Origin of the sequence: Rivularia sp. UHCC 0363 (assembly GCF_034931125.1) — a bacterium.
Taxonomy (GTDB): domain Bacteria; phylum Cyanobacteriota; class Cyanobacteriia; order Cyanobacteriales; family Nostocaceae; genus Rivularia.
This window is the reverse complement of the sequence record NZ_JAYGHM010000001.1, coordinates 9,171-25,563: the sequence shown is the minus strand read 5'-3', so window position 1 is coordinate 25,563 and position 16,393 is coordinate 9,171. Positions and strand designations below refer to the sequence as shown.

At 37.2% G+C, this 16,393-nt stretch carries 19 protein-coding genes; 8 read left to right on the top strand and 11 right to left on the bottom strand.

Going from position 1 to position 16,393, the window contains the following annotated elements; translation table 11 throughout:
* Positions 1-53 precede the first annotated feature (53 nt).
* Positions 54-527 (bottom strand): hypothetical protein, encoded by a 474-nt coding sequence (locus VB797_RS00125; RefSeq protein WP_323235579.1) that lies wholly within the window; start codon positions 525-527, stop codon positions 54-56.
* A gap of 131 nt (positions 528-658) precedes the next feature.
* Positions 659-895 (bottom strand): DNA-directed RNA polymerase subunit omega, encoded by a 237-nt coding sequence (locus VB797_RS00120; protein ID WP_323235578.1) that lies wholly within the window; start codon positions 893-895, stop codon positions 659-661.
* Between the two features lie 59 nt (positions 896-954).
* On the opposite strand from VB797_RS00120, the gene VB797_RS00115 reads away from it, so the two are divergent.
* Complete coding sequence (locus VB797_RS00115; RefSeq protein WP_323235577.1) at positions 955-1,083, top strand: hypothetical protein; 129 nt, start codon at positions 955-957, stop codon at positions 1,081-1,083.
* Here VB797_RS00115 and VB797_RS00110 read toward each other — a convergent pair.
* Positions 1,070-1,987 (bottom strand): hypothetical protein, encoded by a 918-nt coding sequence (locus VB797_RS00110; RefSeq protein WP_323235576.1) that lies wholly within the window; start codon positions 1,985-1,987, stop codon positions 1,070-1,072. The genes VB797_RS00115 and VB797_RS00110 overlap by 14 nt on opposite strands.
* 385 nt (positions 1,988-2,372) lie before the next feature.
* On the opposite strand from VB797_RS00110, the gene VB797_RS00105 reads away from it, so the two are divergent.
* The 6 genes from VB797_RS00105 (at position 2,373) to VB797_RS00080 (ending at position 8,743) form a co-directional block, all read left to right on the top strand.
* Positions 2,373-3,629 (top strand): AAA family ATPase, encoded by a 1,257-nt coding sequence (locus tag VB797_RS00105; RefSeq protein WP_323235575.1) that lies wholly within the window; start codon positions 2,373-2,375, stop codon positions 3,627-3,629.
* On the top strand, positions 3,626-4,267 hold the full coding sequence (locus VB797_RS00100; protein ID WP_323235574.1) for a retron system putative HNH endonuclease: 642 nt from the start codon (positions 3,626-3,628) through the stop codon (positions 4,265-4,267). The genes VB797_RS00105 and VB797_RS00100 overlap by 4 nt, the downstream gene beginning before the upstream one ends.
* Before the next feature lie 228 nt (positions 4,268-4,495).
* A complete protein-coding gene (locus tag VB797_RS00095) occupies positions 4,496-4,975 on the top strand; it encodes a GNAT family N-acetyltransferase (protein ID WP_323235573.1) in 480 nt (159 codons plus the stop codon).
* Positions 4,976-5,056: 81 nt separating this feature from the next.
* Positions 5,057-6,100 carry a potassium channel family protein gene (locus VB797_RS00090; protein WP_323235572.1) on the top strand — a complete coding sequence of 348 codons (1,044 nt, stop codon included), beginning with the start codon at positions 5,057-5,059 and terminating at the stop codon, positions 6,098-6,100.
* Between the two features lie 301 nt (positions 6,101-6,401).
* A complete protein-coding gene (locus VB797_RS00085; protein ID WP_323235571.1) occupies positions 6,402-7,541 on the top strand; it encodes an ion channel in 1,140 nt (379 codons plus the stop codon).
* 92 nt (positions 7,542-7,633) lie between these two features.
* Positions 7,634-8,743: a potassium channel family protein gene (locus VB797_RS00080; RefSeq protein ID WP_323235570.1), complete on the top strand. Its 1,110-nt coding sequence runs from the start codon at positions 7,634-7,636 to the stop codon at positions 8,741-8,743.
* Positions 8,744-8,774: 31 nt separating this feature from the next.
* On the opposite strand, the gene VB797_RS00075 is transcribed toward VB797_RS00080, so the two are convergent.
* Both VB797_RS00075 and VB797_RS00070 read right to left on the bottom strand, forming a co-directional pair.
* Positions 8,775-9,494 (bottom strand): precorrin-2 C(20)-methyltransferase, encoded by a 720-nt coding sequence (locus VB797_RS00075; RefSeq protein ID WP_323235569.1) that lies wholly within the window; start codon positions 9,492-9,494, stop codon positions 8,775-8,777.
* Positions 9,476-10,120 carry a precorrin-8X methylmutase gene (locus VB797_RS00070; protein WP_323235568.1) on the bottom strand — a complete coding sequence of 215 codons (645 nt, stop codon included), beginning with the start codon at positions 10,118-10,120 and terminating at the stop codon, positions 9,476-9,478. The genes VB797_RS00075 and VB797_RS00070 overlap by 19 nt, the downstream gene beginning before the upstream one ends.
* A gap of 194 nt (positions 10,121-10,314) precedes the next feature.
* Between VB797_RS00070 and cbiE the strand changes: the two genes are divergently transcribed.
* Positions 10,315-11,523, top strand: a complete 1,209-nt coding sequence (cbiE, locus tag VB797_RS00065; protein WP_323235567.1) for a precorrin-6y C5,15-methyltransferase (decarboxylating) subunit CbiE — start codon at positions 10,315-10,317, stop codon at positions 11,521-11,523.
* A gap of 43 nt (positions 11,524-11,566) precedes the next feature.
* Here the strand turns inward: cbiE and VB797_RS00060 are convergent, their stop codons facing one another.
* From VB797_RS00060 to VB797_RS00035, 6 genes are all read right to left on the bottom strand, one after another.
* The gene (locus VB797_RS00060; RefSeq protein WP_323235798.1) at positions 11,567-12,313 is read right to left on the bottom strand and encodes a cobalt-precorrin-6A reductase; all 747 of its coding nucleotides are present in this window, start codon (positions 12,311-12,313) and stop codon (positions 11,567-11,569) included.
* Positions 12,314-12,432: 119 nt separating this feature from the next.
* On the bottom strand, positions 12,433-12,882 hold the full coding sequence (locus VB797_RS00055; protein WP_323235566.1) for an Hsp20/alpha crystallin family protein: 450 nt from the start codon (positions 12,880-12,882) through the stop codon (positions 12,433-12,435).
* Positions 12,883-13,143: 261 nt separating this feature from the next.
* The gene (locus VB797_RS00050) at positions 13,144-13,551 is read right to left on the bottom strand and encodes a DUF4112 domain-containing protein (protein ID WP_323235565.1); all 408 of its coding nucleotides are present in this window, start codon (positions 13,549-13,551) and stop codon (positions 13,144-13,146) included.
* A 370-nt stretch (positions 13,552-13,921) separates the two neighbouring features.
* The gene (locus VB797_RS00045) at positions 13,922-14,527 is read right to left on the bottom strand and encodes a Uma2 family endonuclease (protein ID WP_323235564.1); all 606 of its coding nucleotides are present in this window, start codon (positions 14,525-14,527) and stop codon (positions 13,922-13,924) included.
* A 34-nt stretch (positions 14,528-14,561) separates the two neighbouring features.
* Positions 14,562-15,650 carry a cobalt-precorrin-5B (C(1))-methyltransferase CbiD gene (cbiD, locus tag VB797_RS00040; RefSeq protein WP_323235563.1) on the bottom strand — a complete coding sequence of 363 codons (1,089 nt, stop codon included), beginning with the start codon at positions 15,648-15,650 and terminating at the stop codon, positions 14,562-14,564.
* A 127-nt stretch (positions 15,651-15,777) separates the two neighbouring features.
* Positions 15,778-16,167: a DUF1636 domain-containing protein gene (locus VB797_RS00035; protein ID WP_323235562.1), complete on the bottom strand. Its 390-nt coding sequence runs from the start codon at positions 16,165-16,167 to the stop codon at positions 15,778-15,780.
* Positions 16,168-16,393 lie beyond the last annotated feature (226 nt).

Here is a 16,393-nt window from a genome sequence, read left to right as displayed (position 1 = left end):
GTTATTAATTTACAACCTTTGACCTTTGACCTTTGACCTTTAACCTTTTTAACCTATTTCTGATTAAATATGCTGATTAAAACTTGTATCAATTGATTGCGCTGGGCGCGATTGAGACTTGCTATAGCAGCGCGATCGCCATCTAGGGGATTTTTGCTCAAGGTATCGGAACCTGGATATGAGGAATCATAGATTATTTCGTTGGCACCAAGGTAATCAGCCAAGGTTAATTTCCAATCTAAGCGACTGTTGGGCGATCGTCCTTTAAGGTAGATGTGATAGCGGATAAGACGACGGGCTAAGGTCTGATTTTCGGATACTTTGCGCGTCTTTTTAGTGATGTATTTGTTTTCTAAAGGAAATTCTGGCAATCTTTGATACACTTGTCGCCAAGCATCCGATGAAGCCATACTTTGAGCAGCAGCAGGTTCTATTCCGAATATATAAGTATTTGTTAGATCGGGCAAACTTAGAACAATTGTGCTGATTGCAATAATGCCTACAATTAATCTGTATTTTAGTTTCATTGAAAAATTAGCAGTTAACAGTCAGCAGTGAGCAGTTATCATCAACAAGTTGCAAGGCATACAGTTACCTATAATACCAAACTATACATCTTGTGAGCTGTTCACCGATAACTGTTCGCTGGTAAGTGTAATTACATTTCGCCGATGATTTCTGGTTGGGTTAATTCGTCGGACATTTCAATAATTGAGCGCAATACAGGCTTCATTAGTACATCTTCGGTATTATCAAAATCTTCGTAACGGCGACGCTTAGCCCGATTTGCCACTTGAACTGTAATCCGGTAACGGTTGGAAGCCGCATTAATTAAATCTTCTGCACGATGCATAATTTGAGATTGAGTTGTCTCGAATTTAGAACGCCTTAGCATAAATTACTAGTCCAAAGGGTCAATCATTAGTTTAACAAGATAGATGGGGAGATGGGGAGATGAGGGGATGGGGAGATGGGGAGATGGGGAGATGGGGAGATGGGGAGATGGGGAGATGGGGGGATGGGGGGGACAATTACCAATTACCAATTACCAATTCCCCATTTTCAATTTCTACTTCCTTTTAAAAATGATCATTTCAGTACCAACTACTGGGTTACGGGCTAAGAGTTTATTTTGTAGATCGGTAATTTCTAGATGACTAAAATCTAGCTCTTGCGATCGCTGGAAGATTTGAGCAGCGAGTTTGTCTTGCTGGGTTTTATCTAATATGTACCAATCGTTACTAACTTTAATCGTAAGATTACTGCCTAAAAAGTTGGCTTGAATTGATTGAATGATTCCTGAAAAAGTGCGATTGCTAATTTCGGCTATTTGATTTTGAATTGCTGCAATTAAGGTTTCTTCGGGTGTTTGTGGTGTAGAAGTTGTTTCTAATTCTGGTTGAGGAATTTGTTCTACTATGGGTGGATTTTCTTCTTCGGGTGGTAAGGGTGCTGTTTGTTCTGGTTGAGGAATTTGTTCTACTATGGGTGGATTTTCTTCTTCGGGTGGTAAGGAAGCTGTTTGTTCTGGTTGCGGAATTTGTTCTACTACTGATGGATTTTCTTGTGGGGATGGTAAGGGTGCTGTTTCTTCGGGTTGAGGATTAGTAGTAGATACTACTGCTGGACTTTCCGTATCTGGAGGAGCGATCGCGACTTGTGGAGTGCGATCAATGTTTGTAGTTATCAAAAATATGATTACTGCTAATCCACCGATAATTCCTGTCAAAGCTGAATTTGACAACTTTGCGGAAAATTGTGCTGGTAAGATCAACCGAATTTTTGCTAAAATCCCGTTCCATCCCTGTTGAAGTTTCTGCAAAAAACCTGGTTTCTCTTCACTACCGGGTAAGGATTCGATTTCTAATTTAACTGCTGTAGTTTCTAGTAACCCAATGGTTGCTCGTAAAGCTTTAATTAATGACGCTTTCCAAAATGGAGGATTTTTTGGAGATGATGGTGGTATATTTTGATTTTTTTGTGACATGGAATCCTAAGACACAGCTTATCTAAATGAAATAGGGTATAAATTCGGATATGAATTGCTAATCGCAGTTTTAATTTATCATTTGATTTTATTTGGTCAAGTTTTTGATCGGTTATTTGTTACTTAAATACATCATTCATTTATCTTGTGATGTTTTGTGTTATGGACTACAAGCTTTAATTTTTTGTTTTTGATAAAATTATTTACTTGTAACTTATTTTTAACTAACTTTTAACTAAAGTTATTTTAATTTATTTATCTATCTTTATATTGGTTTTGTAGAACACGCTTTTCATGCCGATAGAAATAAATTCAAGCTATCGTTATTAATAACTACGTATTATTTTTAGTACAGTTAACCAAGTATTTTAACTTAGCTTAAAGCATGAAAATCAAGCGTATTAAGATGCAGTCATTTCGTGGAATTGGCGATATGACGCTGGAATTTCAGGAAAAAGAACCTAATGTAATTATTGGTGTTAACGGAGTTGGTAAATCTAGTATTCTTGAATGTATTGCTATTCTTTTATCTAGATATACAAAACCCGTCCAGTTCCCCACAACTTCGGGAAGATTATTTCAAGAAGAAGACATTTCCAACGGTAGTGAAGAGACTTCTAATGAGATTACAGTTTCAACTTTTGAAGGTGAAGTAACTTGGTGTCTGAGCAAGATGCAAAAAAAGCGTAGCAAATCTGCTGGTAGCGATTTGGATAAATTACGCCAATTAGTTGAAGAAACTCACAATCAATTAAAGAATAATCCGGAATTCAATTTACCTGTAATCGTTCATTATGGGGTGAATCGGGCTGTAATTGATATTCCTTTACGAGTTCGGAAAAAGCATTCTCTAGATCGCGTAACTGCCTATGACCAAGCATTAGACAATGTACAGATTAATTTTAATAGCTTCTTCCAATGGTTTAGAAAATTGGAGGATTTAGAAAACGAACAAAAACTTGATGATTCCAATTTTGTTAACTATCAATTAGAAGCAGTTAGACAAGCAATTTATTCTTTAATCACGGGATTATCTAATTTAAGGATACGTCGTTCACCCTTAAGAATGACCGTAAAAAAACAAGGTAGAGAACTGAATATTAATCAGTTATCTGATGGAGAAAAATGCTTATTGGCAATGGTGGGAGACTTAGCGAGAAGATTAGCGATCGCCAACCCCGGTCTTGACGATCCATTATTCGGTGAAGGGATAGTTTTAATCGATGAAATTGAACTGCATTTACACCCTAGATGGCAAAGAGATATTATTCCAGCGTTGAAAAAAACGTTTCCTAATTGTCAGTTTATTATTACAACTCACTCACCACAAGTAATCAGTCACGTTCAGCCCGAAGGAGTTTTCATTCTTGAAAGAGATGAAAAAGAAGGACTGATATTTATGATTCCAGAAGGTTCCTATGGAAGAGACAGTAATAGTATTTTAGAAGACTTGATGGAAGTTCCTGAAAGACCTCAGAAAATTAAAGATAGTTTGCAACAACTTTTCAGATTTATTGATGAAGGAAATCTAGAAAATGCCAAAGAATTACGTCAAGAATTAGTGGCAGAAATTGGTGAAGACGAACCGGAATTTGTGCGAGCGGATGTATTAATTCGACGTAAGGAAATTCTCAACAAATGAAACATATTGAAAAAGGATCGGAACCAAGTAGTTTAACTGCATACAATAAGAAAGTATCTAGTACTACGAAATGGAAAGCCTTTAATCGTAATGTCAAAAACGATGTTTACCAATCGATTCTTCACGAACAAGGTTACATCTGTTGTTATTGCGGTATTAGTATTAGTAGAAAAAGATGTCATATAGAACATTATCGACCGAAAAGTAAGTATACAAACTTAACTTTCACTTACACCAACTTAATTTCTTCCTGTCAGGGAGAAGACGAACAAAGACCAACCAAACCCGTACATTGCGGACACAAAAAAGGTGGTTGGTTTGACGAAGAATTGATGATTTCGCCATTAGATCCTAATTGCAGTAAATACTTTAGATACACTGGTGCAGGGGAAATTTTACCGACAGTTGACCCCGAACATCAAGAAGCAGCCGAAACTACAATTAGAATGTTAGCGCTAGATATTAATAAATTGAAAAAAATGCGCCGTAAAGTAGTTGATGGTGTATTGCAAGCCACTGAAGGGCTGTCAGAGAAAGAAATTAAGAAGCTAGCTGAGGGATATTTAGAAAGAGATGAAACAGAAAGTTATGCTCCTTTTTGGGCAACAATTTTCTATGTAATGCAGCAGTTTTATTAACGCTGATTTATAGTTCTTCTTAACAAAGAGGCTGCGCTCAAAAGCCCTCAGCCTAGAAGGCTGGGGCTAATACTACAAAGCCTACCTACGTAGGCTAGATTAAGCGTATCTTTATACAGAAACGGTATTATTTCATTATTAATGCTGCGTAGCTCTAAAATCTATTGACGCGGAAGCGTCTTCTCGTAGGGTAATCTAAAGTCTAAAATTTAAAATCTAAAATACATTATGGCTGATATGTTAGTTAAACTCTATACTTTGCCATCCTTAGAAGCGGAAATGACCGCACAAGATAAGCAGGGTATAGTTATTAGACGTGCGATCGCGCCGGAAAAAAGCACAGTTCTCGCTTGGGTTGAGGAGCAATTTAATACACGCTGGATGAGTGAATGTGACGTTGCTTTTAAAAATTCACCTCCTAGCTGTTGGATTGCTGTGGAAAACCAGCAAATTCTCGGCTTTGCTTGTTATGAATGTACCTGTAAGAACTTTTTCGGCCCCATCGGTATTAGTGAAGCCGCAAGAGGACGTAAAATTGGTAAAGCATTATTATTAGCTTGCTTACACGATATGCGATCGCAAGGATATGGTTATGCAATTATCGGTGGAGCAGGTGAAAGTGTAGTGGATTTTTATCGTAAAACTGTCGGTGCTACGGTTATCGAAGATTCATCACCGGGAATTTATAAGGGTATGTTACGAAAATAATTGGTAATTGGTAATTGCTAATTGATTATAATTCCCTACTCTCTGTTCCCTATTCCCTATATTTAAACAGAAATCATCTAAATGAAACCAATTTTATTCAAAATAAAAGATTGGATTGAAAAAACCTGGGAATTTTTAGAATCGGAAAATTTTCTTCGTCCACTGTTAATTCTTGGCACAATTGTTGTAATTAGTTCTTTAAGTTTATCTTTGGTTGAACCAAATCTATCGTTAATTGATAGTTTATGGTGGGCTGTTGTAACCTTAACGACAGTTGGTTATGGTGACGTTACTCCTAAAACAATTCCCGGACGTTTTATTGCTTTCATTGATATGCTGGTCGGGATTGGGGTTTTAACTTTATTAACTGCGACAGTTGCCAGTATTTTAGTAGAAAGAAAAATAAACAAGGATTTAGGAATGCATTCTTATAATTTTGAAAATCATATTATTTTATGTGAATGGAATTATCGGGCTGAGATGGTTCTCAAAGAGTTACGTTTAGAACCAGAAGCAGAAAAAACACCAATAATTTTGATTGCCGATATAGAGAAAAAACCAGTAAAAGATAAACATTTATTCTTTGTTAAAGGTGAAGTTTGTGATGAAACCTTGCATCAAGCAAATTTACTGCAAGCAAAAACTGTAATTATTTTAGGTGACGAGAATTTAGATTATAAGCACCGCGATGCAAAAGTAATATTATCGACTCTGACAGTAAAAAGTATTAATAAACAAGCTTATACAATTGTCGAACTTATAAATGAAAAAAATATCGAAACCTGTAAGCGAGCTAGCGTTGATGAAATAATTGTCAGCAGTAAATTATCTAGTAATTTGATTTCTAGTGCTGCGATAAATCATGGAATTAGTAAAGTTATTTCCGATATTGTGACTTATGAATATGGTTCTCAACTATTTAAAAGACTTGTGAGTGAAGCTGAAGAAGGAAAGCTTTTTATAAATATATTTATGCAAATGAAGACAGATTTTCAAAGTACCGTTATTGCGATTCAAGAAGGGAAAACAGGAGAAACCATTTCTAATCCACCATCTGACTATAAGCTTGAGAAAAATGACTATTTAATTTTTATTGCTAGTTATGATAATGACTCTGATAAATAAAATAATATTGATTTAAAAATAGAGAAAATATTTGATTTGAACTTTTCAGCAATATTAATGTAAAATCTTTGCTTTACAAAGGGTATTTGATAGTGAGATAAAAGTGATGTTAGGGAAAAGCGTATTTTCATGTATTTAGAAACACGCCGCATTTACCTGTACAGAGAATATGTCAGAGTATATGAATTTGAAACGTTAGTGGTAGCAAGTGGTAGCATCTTGCAGATATTGTAGCCAGCGTTCAAGATGGTCGCATTAGTAAAGTATTATTCTCTAAAATTAGCAGTAATAATTCAAGATTATGCAAATATTCTCAAAACTAGGAAGTTGGAGAAAAAAAGCTGTCACTTGGTTTAAACGTCAAAATTCTATTTCTAAATTTGGTATTATCTTCTTAATTACTATCATATTTTTTTGCATTGTTGGTGTGGTGATATCTAACATTGAATTGAATGATTTTTGCAATAATGACAAGAAGAAAAAGAATAATTTTTGGGATAGTTTTTGGTGGATTATAGTTACAGCTTCTACAGTTGGTTACGGGGATTGCTCTCCTAAGACTTCTGAAGGTCGTATTATTGCATATCTTGTAATATTTGTTGCGGCTATACTTTTACCTACTATTAATTCTTTGTTGAGTAATCAAATATTAGAAAAATATATTAGAGAGGAATTCGGAATGGCTTTTCATGACAATATTAAAGAACACATCATTCTGTGCGAATGGAATTGTAGGTCAAAGAAGATTATAGAGAACTTACGTTCTAATGATAGTCCAAAAATAAAACCAATAGTTATAATTTCTGAGATAGATACAGTACCAATTAAAGATTTTGACCAGGTTTTTTTAGTCAAAGGTAAATTAAACAGTGAAACTTTGAATCGGGCAAACTTAGCAAAAGCTAAAACTGTTATTATTTTAGGAGATGATAATTTAGATGATTTAAAACGTGATGCACAAGTAGTAATTTATTGCTCAATTTTGGGTAAAAAGCTGGAAGAACTGAAACATAATAATCCTAAAACTGATATATATACAATTGTAGAACTTGTAAATCAAGAATATGCGGATAGTTGTAAAAAAGCTGGTGCTAATGAAGTTATTGTTAGCCACCATTTAAATAGTAATTTAATTGCCAGTGCTATAACTAACCACGGTATTAGTAATGTCATTACCGATATTCTAGATGAAACAGAAGGCTCTCGATTATTTAAGAGACAAGTTCCAAAGTTTGCAATTGACAAATCTCTTACTTTTATAGAATTGTTCACACAGATGAAGGAAAAAGATCAAAGTACCATTATCGCTATCCAACATGGTCATAGAGGAAAAACTACTTCTAATCCCCCACGTAATTATGAATTTAAGCGTGACGATTATTTGATTATTCTTGCTAGCTATGATAAATCTCAGTTTTTTAAGTGGGGAGAAGAGGAATAAGACAAAAATAAAAGTACTGTTTCCGCTTCAATTTTATCTCTATTTTGATAACTACTACAGCATCCGTAGTTTTTAATTTATCTCATATAATTATGCAAAGTGTCTTATCAAAACTAAAATGTTGGACTAAGAAAGCCTGGAAATTTTTAGATCATCAAAATATTATTCGTCCACTTTTTATTCTGCTGATTCTAATTTGTATTATTTCTCCGCTTATATATGTTATTGAATCTAGTAACAATAATATTGAAATAAACACTATTAAAGACTTTGCTGCTAGCTCCAATATAACAAAAATACAAGATGGTATTTGGTGGACTATAGTTACTTTAACGACTGTTGGTTATGGTGATTTCTACCCGAAAACTTTTTTTGGTCGCTTGATTGCGCTTTTTGTTATGACTGTCGGTATCGTTGCTTTAGCTGCTTTAAATGCTTCACTTGCCAGTATTTTAGTACAGAAAAAAAATAAAGAGGATTTAGGTATGTGTTCTTACAACTTGGAAAAACATATTATTATCTGCGAATGGAATTATCGTTCCAAGCAAATTATTCAAGAGTTACGGAAGCATTCTAAAACTAAAAAAGTACCAATTGTTTTAATTGCCGATATCGAAAGAAAACCAATTGATGATGATAATTTATTTTTTATTAATGGTGCGGTTAACGATGAAACTTTACTCAAAGCTAGTTTAGGAAAAGCAAAAACTGTAATTATTTTAGGAGATGATAAGTTAGATTATACAAGTCGTGACGCTAAAGTTATATTATCTACTTTAACTGTAGAAAGTATCAATAAAAATGCTTATACAATTGTAGAAATTTTGAATGAAGCATATACTGCTACCTGTCAACGAGCTTGTGCTGATGAAATAATTGTTAGCAGTAATTTGAATTGTAATCTGATTGTGAGTGCTGCGATCAATCATGGTATTAGTAAAGTGGTTTCGGATATATTAAATTACGGGGATGGAAGTCAACTTTATAAAATACCCGTACCTGAAGATGAAATTGGTCTTCGTTTTATCAATATGTTTGTTCGGATGAAACAAAATAATCAATGTATTGTTATCGCTATTCAACAAGGTAAAGAAGGAGAAGTTATTTCTAATCCCTCATCTGATTATAAGCTTGCTGCTAATGATTACTTAATTGTGATTGCTAACCACAATCAACCTTATTTTTCTAGTTTGAGAACATGAAATACGCGCAAGCATCTTCTCGTAGGGTAATCTAAAATTCAAAATCGAATTGACTCGGAATAACAATCAAGGAAAAATAAGGTACCGTTTCTGCTTCAACTTCATCTACGGACAATATCCGCTGATTCTCCATAGTCGCATATTCAATATATTTTGCTCTTTCAACTAATCCCAACTCTTCCAAAACCTGCTTTACCTTACTAAAATTTCTCCCCAGTTTGATAATTACCGCAGCATCTGCAACTTGCAATTTCTCTCGTAAAATTTCCCCCGAAAGTATCCCTGAAAGCACCATGAACACATCATTACGGTAAGTCAACGGTATTCCGATCGTTGCAGCACTAGCCATTACCGAAGATATTCCCGGAATTATCTCTGTTGAGAACTTCGGTGAAAGACGATTGAAAATATACATGAAGCTACCGTAAAAAAACGGGTCGCCTTCACACAACACGGCAACATCTTTTCCATTATTTAAATGCTCTGCTAATTGCTCAGCAGCTTTGTCATATAAAGGTTGAGCAGATATTTCTAACTTAAAAGGTAATATTATCGGCACCTCGATTTGATTACCCTTGATAAACTCAGCCACAATCGAACGAGCAAAACTGTTACCATCTTCCGACGCAGGATAAGCAATTACGGAAACCGACTGTAAAATCCGTAACGCCTTCAAAGTAATTAACTCAGGGTTTCCCGTACCTACCCCAACACCGTAGAGGCAGCCCAAACTCACTGCTCCTCCTGACATAGAGCATTTACGGCAGCTGCCGCGATCGCACTTCCTCCTCTTCTGCCGTGTAATGTCACAAATGGCACTCCCCGACTATTCGCACCTAAAGCCGCTTTAGATTCAGCCGCACCCACAAAACCCACGGGGAAACCCAAAATAACCGCAGGTTTAGGAAATCCCAGATCGAATAATTCTAAAAGATGAAACAAACCTGTTGGAGCATTGCCGATCGCCACTATTGCCCCTTCTATATCAGGTTCCCACAACTCGACCGCAGCCGCAGAACGAGTATTACCCATTTTCCAAGCCAATTCCGGCACCTCTGGATAATTCAGCGTACAAATGACGGAATTATTCGCAGGTAAACGTCGTTGAATAATACCTTTTGCGACCATTTCAGCATCGCATAAAATTGGTTCTCCCGCTGCGATCGCTCTTTTGGCAATAGTTGCAGCTTGTGGTGATGCGGCTAAATCTGTGACAATATCCGTCATTCCGCAACTATGGATTATCCGTACTGCTAAAGGTACTAAGTCAGCAGGTAAGCTTTCTAAATTCGCTTCCTCACGAATGATAGAAAAAGAACGATTGTAGATTTCTTTAGGGTTGCGGATGTAGTCCATTGGGAATTGGGCATTGAGCATTGAGCATTGAGCATTGAGCATTGAGCATTGGGAATTGGACTTTATCCAATTTTCAAGCTTAGAATACCATGAACACGAGTAGTAACTCGTAAGATATTTTCCCTCTTACCTATTTCCCATCCCCCATTCCCTATTACCTATTCCCTATTACCCACCCCGAATATAATGTAATCAAAACAAACGAACGCACGTTAATGCACAAATGGTTATCTGTGGTGGGTATTGGTGAGGATGGTTTACCTGGGTTGAGTCAGGTAGCTTATTCGCTTGTCGAACGAGCGGATATTTTGGTGGGAGGTTCGCGTCATTTATCGATGCTTCCAGAAAATGATCCTAGAAAAAAAATAATTTGGAGTTCTCCCATTGCCATTTCTGTGGAAGAAATTATCCAGCATCGAGGACAATCTGTTTGTATTTTAGCAAGCGGCGACCCGATGTGCTTTGGTATCGGCGTTACTCTCACCCGTCGCATACCCATTTGTGAAATAACTATTATTCCCGCTCCTTCAGCTTTCAGCCTTGCTTGTGCGCGTTTGGGGTGGGCTTTGCAAGAAGTGGAAACTTTAAGTTTAGCAGCTCGTCCGATATCTCTTTTGCATCCGGTAATTTATCCAGGTGCGCGGTTACTGATTCTCAGTGAAGGTAGAAATACACCGTCAGTTGTCGCGCAAACCTTGGTAGATAGAGGTTTTGGTAGTAGTAAAATTACAGTTTTAGAATACATGGGGGGACAGCGCGAACATATCGCAAAAGGAATTGCCGATGAGTGGGAAACCACCCAAATTGCTAGCTTAAACACGATCGCAGTTGAATGTATCGCCGATGCAGATATCTTACAGCTTCCCAGAATAGCCGGTTTACCAGACATAGCCTATCATCACGACGGACAACTGACCAAACGCGAAGTTAGAGCCATGACATTAGCCGCTCTTGCACCCATTCCTGGACAAACCTTATGGGATATCGGCGCTGGTTGCGGTTCCATCAGTGTGGAATGGATGCGGACTCATCCCCGATGTTGGGCGATCGCCATCGAACAAAATTACCCTCGGCTCAATTACATTGCCGATAATGCAGCAAGTTTAGGCACTCCTAATCTGCGTATAATTCACGGTGAAGCACCAGCCGCATTACAAGGATTAGAACCACCCGACGCGATTTTCATCGGCGGTGGTGCAACAGCAGAAAGAATATTTGATACCTGTTGGCAAGCACTACGAACGGGGGGACGTTTGGTAGCGAATGCAGTCACAGTAGAAAGCGAACAGAAGTTAATCGAATGGCACAATCAAGTAGGTGGAAGCTTGACCAGGATAGCCATACAAAGAGCGCAACCCGTAGGTAAATTTCTGGGATGGAAAGCAATGGTACCCGTGACGCAGTGGGTTGTGGTGAAGCAGTGAGGGATGGGGAGATGGGGGGACAAGGGGATGGGGAGAAATCCAATTACCAATTACCTATTACCAATCCCCTTACCCACTTTAAAGCCGCTTCCACATCTTCCACGCATTCCCCTTGCGGAAGTATCGGACGTTTCACCATTATCACTTTTATCCCCAACTCTCGTGCAGCAATAATTTTCGCATAAGTTGCATTTCCACCGCTATTTTTACTCACAACAGTATCAATATTGTATTTATGCAATAATTGCTTTTCCAAATCCCGATCGAACGGTCCGCGATCAAGCAAAAGTAATCCTTTTGGTAGTATGATATGTGGTGAAGGTTTCTCGATCGCTCGCATCAAAAACCAAATATTTTCAATTTGTGCAAAAGCAGTCAACTCTTGTCTGCCAATTGTTAAAAATACTCGCTCGGCTAAGCTAGGTAAAATTCCGGCTGCTGCTTGTATAGTTTCAACTTCTATCCATTCATCATCTTTAACGGCTTCCCATTGCGGACGAACCAGCATTAATCGCGGTAATTCCAATTTTTCTGCTGCTATCGCTGCATTTTCAGATATTTTAGCCGCAAAGGGGTGTGTCGCGTCGATCAGTAGATCAATCTTTTCTGCTTTTAAATACTGAGTTAATCCTGCAACCCCACCAAAACCGCCTATGCGGGAATTATTGGATGCTATAGCTTGACTTGTGCGACCGGCAAGAGATACCTTTACTTCAATATTTGGCAAATTAACAGCTTCTTTTGCTAATTCCGCAGCTTCCTGAGTTCCACCGAGAATTAAAACAATCAAATTCACAATATTTTTTATTTGATATAAAACATGATCTTAATAAAAAAGCCTAGCCGCTTTTATGCAACTAGACTGATTTATTATTCAATTATCCAGAACACTTTGTTACCACGCTTGCATTATGCGTTGGTTTGCTCAAGGTTAACTTTGACTACTTTATTCTTTTCTTCTTGAGCTTTAGGTAAATGCAAATTCAAAATACCGTCTTTATAATCAGCCTTCACATCGGTATTTTGGATGCGTGCTGGTAAAGGAATTACGCGCTCAAACTTACCGTAACGGAACTCACTTCTTTTAGTACCGTTTTCTTCGGTTGTACTTTCTTGCTTGCGCTCTCCTCTGATAGAAACCGCATTTTCAGTAACATGAATATCTAAGTCTTTTGCATCCATACCTGGAACTTCTAACTTCAAGTTAACAGCTTCATCGGTTTCCCATAACTCAGCCGCAGGAACTTTAGAAAAATTACGAAAATCGGAATCTTGAGTAAGCATATCGTCAAATAAACGGTTGAAGCTTCTTTGCAAAGCATTCATTTCTTGCCAAGGATTGTAACGTGATAAAGTCATATTAATTAATCTCTTGTTGTGTGTATTAGTTGCGTCCTTTGATTACTATATTAATGAAGGTAAAACGTAGACTAAATACGGTTTTTATCACAAATTAAATGGAGAAAACCGACCAATTAAATGTAGACTTTATTCTGTTCGGTTAACAGTATAAATTTCAGTACGGTAAACCATAAAAATGTAGAGACGTTGCATTGCAACGTCTCCATAATCTAGTAAAAATATTGCCAATCGTGGAATAATCGAACTAAATACCATCATTTAAACCGATGGAACTGTCGTTTTAGCTGACAACTCCGTGTCAACTTTTTCAAGTTCTGGTTGAGTTGCTGTAATATGTTCTTCCAAAATCGCTAAATTACGAATATTAGATTTATAAAAAGCATCGAACATATCACCAAGTAAAGGTACCGTGCCAACAACAGTTTCCAAACCAACATTAAAAATCATTTTTTTGAGGTTATCATTCGATACACCAACACGAGTTGCCATATAAATAATGTAACCGGAAATTATCGTACTAATGATATCTCCAGCACCGGGAACTAAACCAAGAATGGGGTCTAATCCGATGCGGAATTTGGTGCCAGGAATACCGATCGCAGTATCCATCAGCCGACTGAATTTACGAATTCGGTTAAGAGTTGCGAGTTTTTTTGCATTATCCATAATTAATATATTTGCATTAATTACTAATCTGTGTCTTATATCGTGAGAAAGAATATGTGAATTGAATAACTCTATAAAAAGATATGATTTTGGGTGTTGTTGATTAGTAATTTAAAAATATTATGTCCTTCTGTGGCAGAAGATTACCGAAAAAAAACCGCAGAGACGCAGAGTACGCAGAGGAAAGAAGTAGAGAGAGATAGGTAATTTTACAGCGGGAAAGGAGTAATACCTTTTCTATAGAATTTAGCCCACGCAGGTGGGCTTTGTTTGTGTAGCCCCACAATTTCATTGTGAGGGCGATAATTAGTTCAAAAACAAATAATTTTTTTTAAATAATACTTCTATAATTACGTCACAAGCAAAATCCTTACCAAATACTACTTAAATCCAACACAAAACCAGATAAAATATCTTCTCCGCTTAATGTTGACGGATTATTTAATTCCTCAACCGCAATCTCTGGACGGTAAATATAAACTTTGCGTTCTTTTCGATCAATTAACCATCCCAATTTTGCACCGTTATCAATATATTCCACCATCTTGTCTTGCAAAACCTTTAAACTATCGCTTTCCGAACGCAATTCAACCACAAATTCAGGAGTTAGAGGAGCAAATTTTTTACGTTTTTCTACAGGGATTGCTTCCCAATCTGTTTTTTTAATCCAAGCAGCATCTGGAGAACGAACAGCACCGTTGGGTAATGTAAAACCACCACTCGAACCAAACCCCACACCCGTACCGTCTTGTTTTGTCCAAAACCATAATTGTCCAGTTAAATCAAAGTTACGTTCTTCGGTTTCCGAACCTGTAGGGGACATAATTACAATTTCTCCATTGGCTTTACGTTCGATGCGGAAATCCTTATTTAGCTGACAAAATTCAAATAATTGCTCATCCGTGATGCTAATAACGGGATGAAATTTTAACACCATTGGAGTAACTTCTATTGCAATTGGTAATTGTGCGGTCATTTTCAACATCTCTAATTAATTTCTTGCTTTTATTCTAGAATTGCTTCCGACAAATAACTTCCCCTTTCCTATCAAACAACACTACCCCAACTTTCATCTCTACATCCGCATACTTTTTCACATAACTTTGTGCTTTCCGACTTATCTTTTCTGCCAAATTACCAAACACCCGATCAGCTAAACCCAATTCAATCAACTTTTTATGCGCTTCATCAGCCGTCTTAACCTCTAAAACAGCCCGTACAGCTTCAATATTTCCCCCAACTTCCACCACAGCAGCAGCAATAATTTCCAACTTTGCATCAGCAATGTGACTCGAAGTATTAAAAATTCCACCCGCTAACTTAATTAACTTTCCCTGATATCCCAACAACAATACTGATTCAGCTTTATACAAACCTGCTTCGACTAACAAAGCCCCCAACCAATTACCCGTAGGAACTATCACCGATTCTGGAATAGATAAACGTTCGGCGACAGAGTAACCATTGGCACCAATGCAAAATACTAAATTGCGATCGCGTTTCACCTTCTCCCGCAAGATACCGCGAAATTCGTCTAAATGATCGGCAGCAGAAAGCGGTTGAGAAATACCGCTAGTTCCCAACAAAGCCAAACCTTCCAAAATTCCGAAGGCTTCATTAGAAGTACGTTTTGCTAATTCCCGACCTTGAGGCAAAATAATTTTTACGGTAACAGTTTTATCTTCGGGAATTAAAGGTAATAGATTCGCTGCAAACAAACGACGAGCAAAACTGTAAATCGCAGCTTCACCCTTCTCGGTTTTACCTAAACCTTCTCCAGCTTCTAAAATCAAAACCTCTTCTTGTCGCGGCAATAATTTTACTAAAGCCCAAATAGGAGTATTTCTAGTTAAATCTAAATTATCACCGGGATCGCTCAGAGTAATTGCCAAAGCAGTATTATTATCTAAAACAGCAACTTGCGCGATCGCAATTTCCGTATTTTCATCAAGTAAATCTAGAGAAATCGATGATAATTTTTCTGTTTTATTTGTTAAATTATTTTCTAAATGGTTTTTTAAATGAATCAAAGCAGCCTTCGCAGCAGCCACCGCGAAGACGGGTAAAGTGTAACCGGGGAGAGGGGGATGGGGGGACAAGGGGATGGGGAGAAAAAGTTAGGAGTTATGAGTTAGGAGTTAGGAGTTAGGAGTTAGGAGTTATGAGTTATGAGTTAGGAGTTAATAATTTGAGGTTTGTAACTATATTACCTTTGACCTTTAACCTTTAAATACTTGGAATTCTTGCCAAAACGCCTTTTTTCAATGCTTGCGGGCGTTCGGACCAAGCCATTTGACCGTCTGCTTTTTCATAATATAGACTTGCACATTCTAAGACTGCGGTTGATGTGTCGGAAAGTGCTTCTGAATCATGATTTAAATCGCCGAATAAATATGTCATTTTACCTGGTGCGGTAAATGCTACAGCACAAGAATGGCTGCAAGCACTCATGCATTCTACCGATTTCACGGCAAATTCTTTTGCAAGCGTCCAATCTTGATGTTTTTCTTCGAGTTCCTTTAATAGTGTTTCACCACCACTAATACCTACACGCTTTCCATCTTGCCAAACGCTGGCACAGCTAGAGCAAACTAAAATTGTATGTTGATTATCCATTTTTATGATGTTTATAAGTTTCAACAAAACCGTTCTTCTGCCCTGACATCATAGATTACCACTATTTGTGTTAGGTAAATAACTTTATAATTTTAGAGGTTCAATTGAAAATTCTTATATTCTTGTAGGGTGTGTGACTAGGCTATTGACTTTGTGGTTTCTTTATTCTCGTTCCCAGTCTCCGACTGGGAATGCATCTTTGAAGGCTCTGCCTTCTTTATATAAC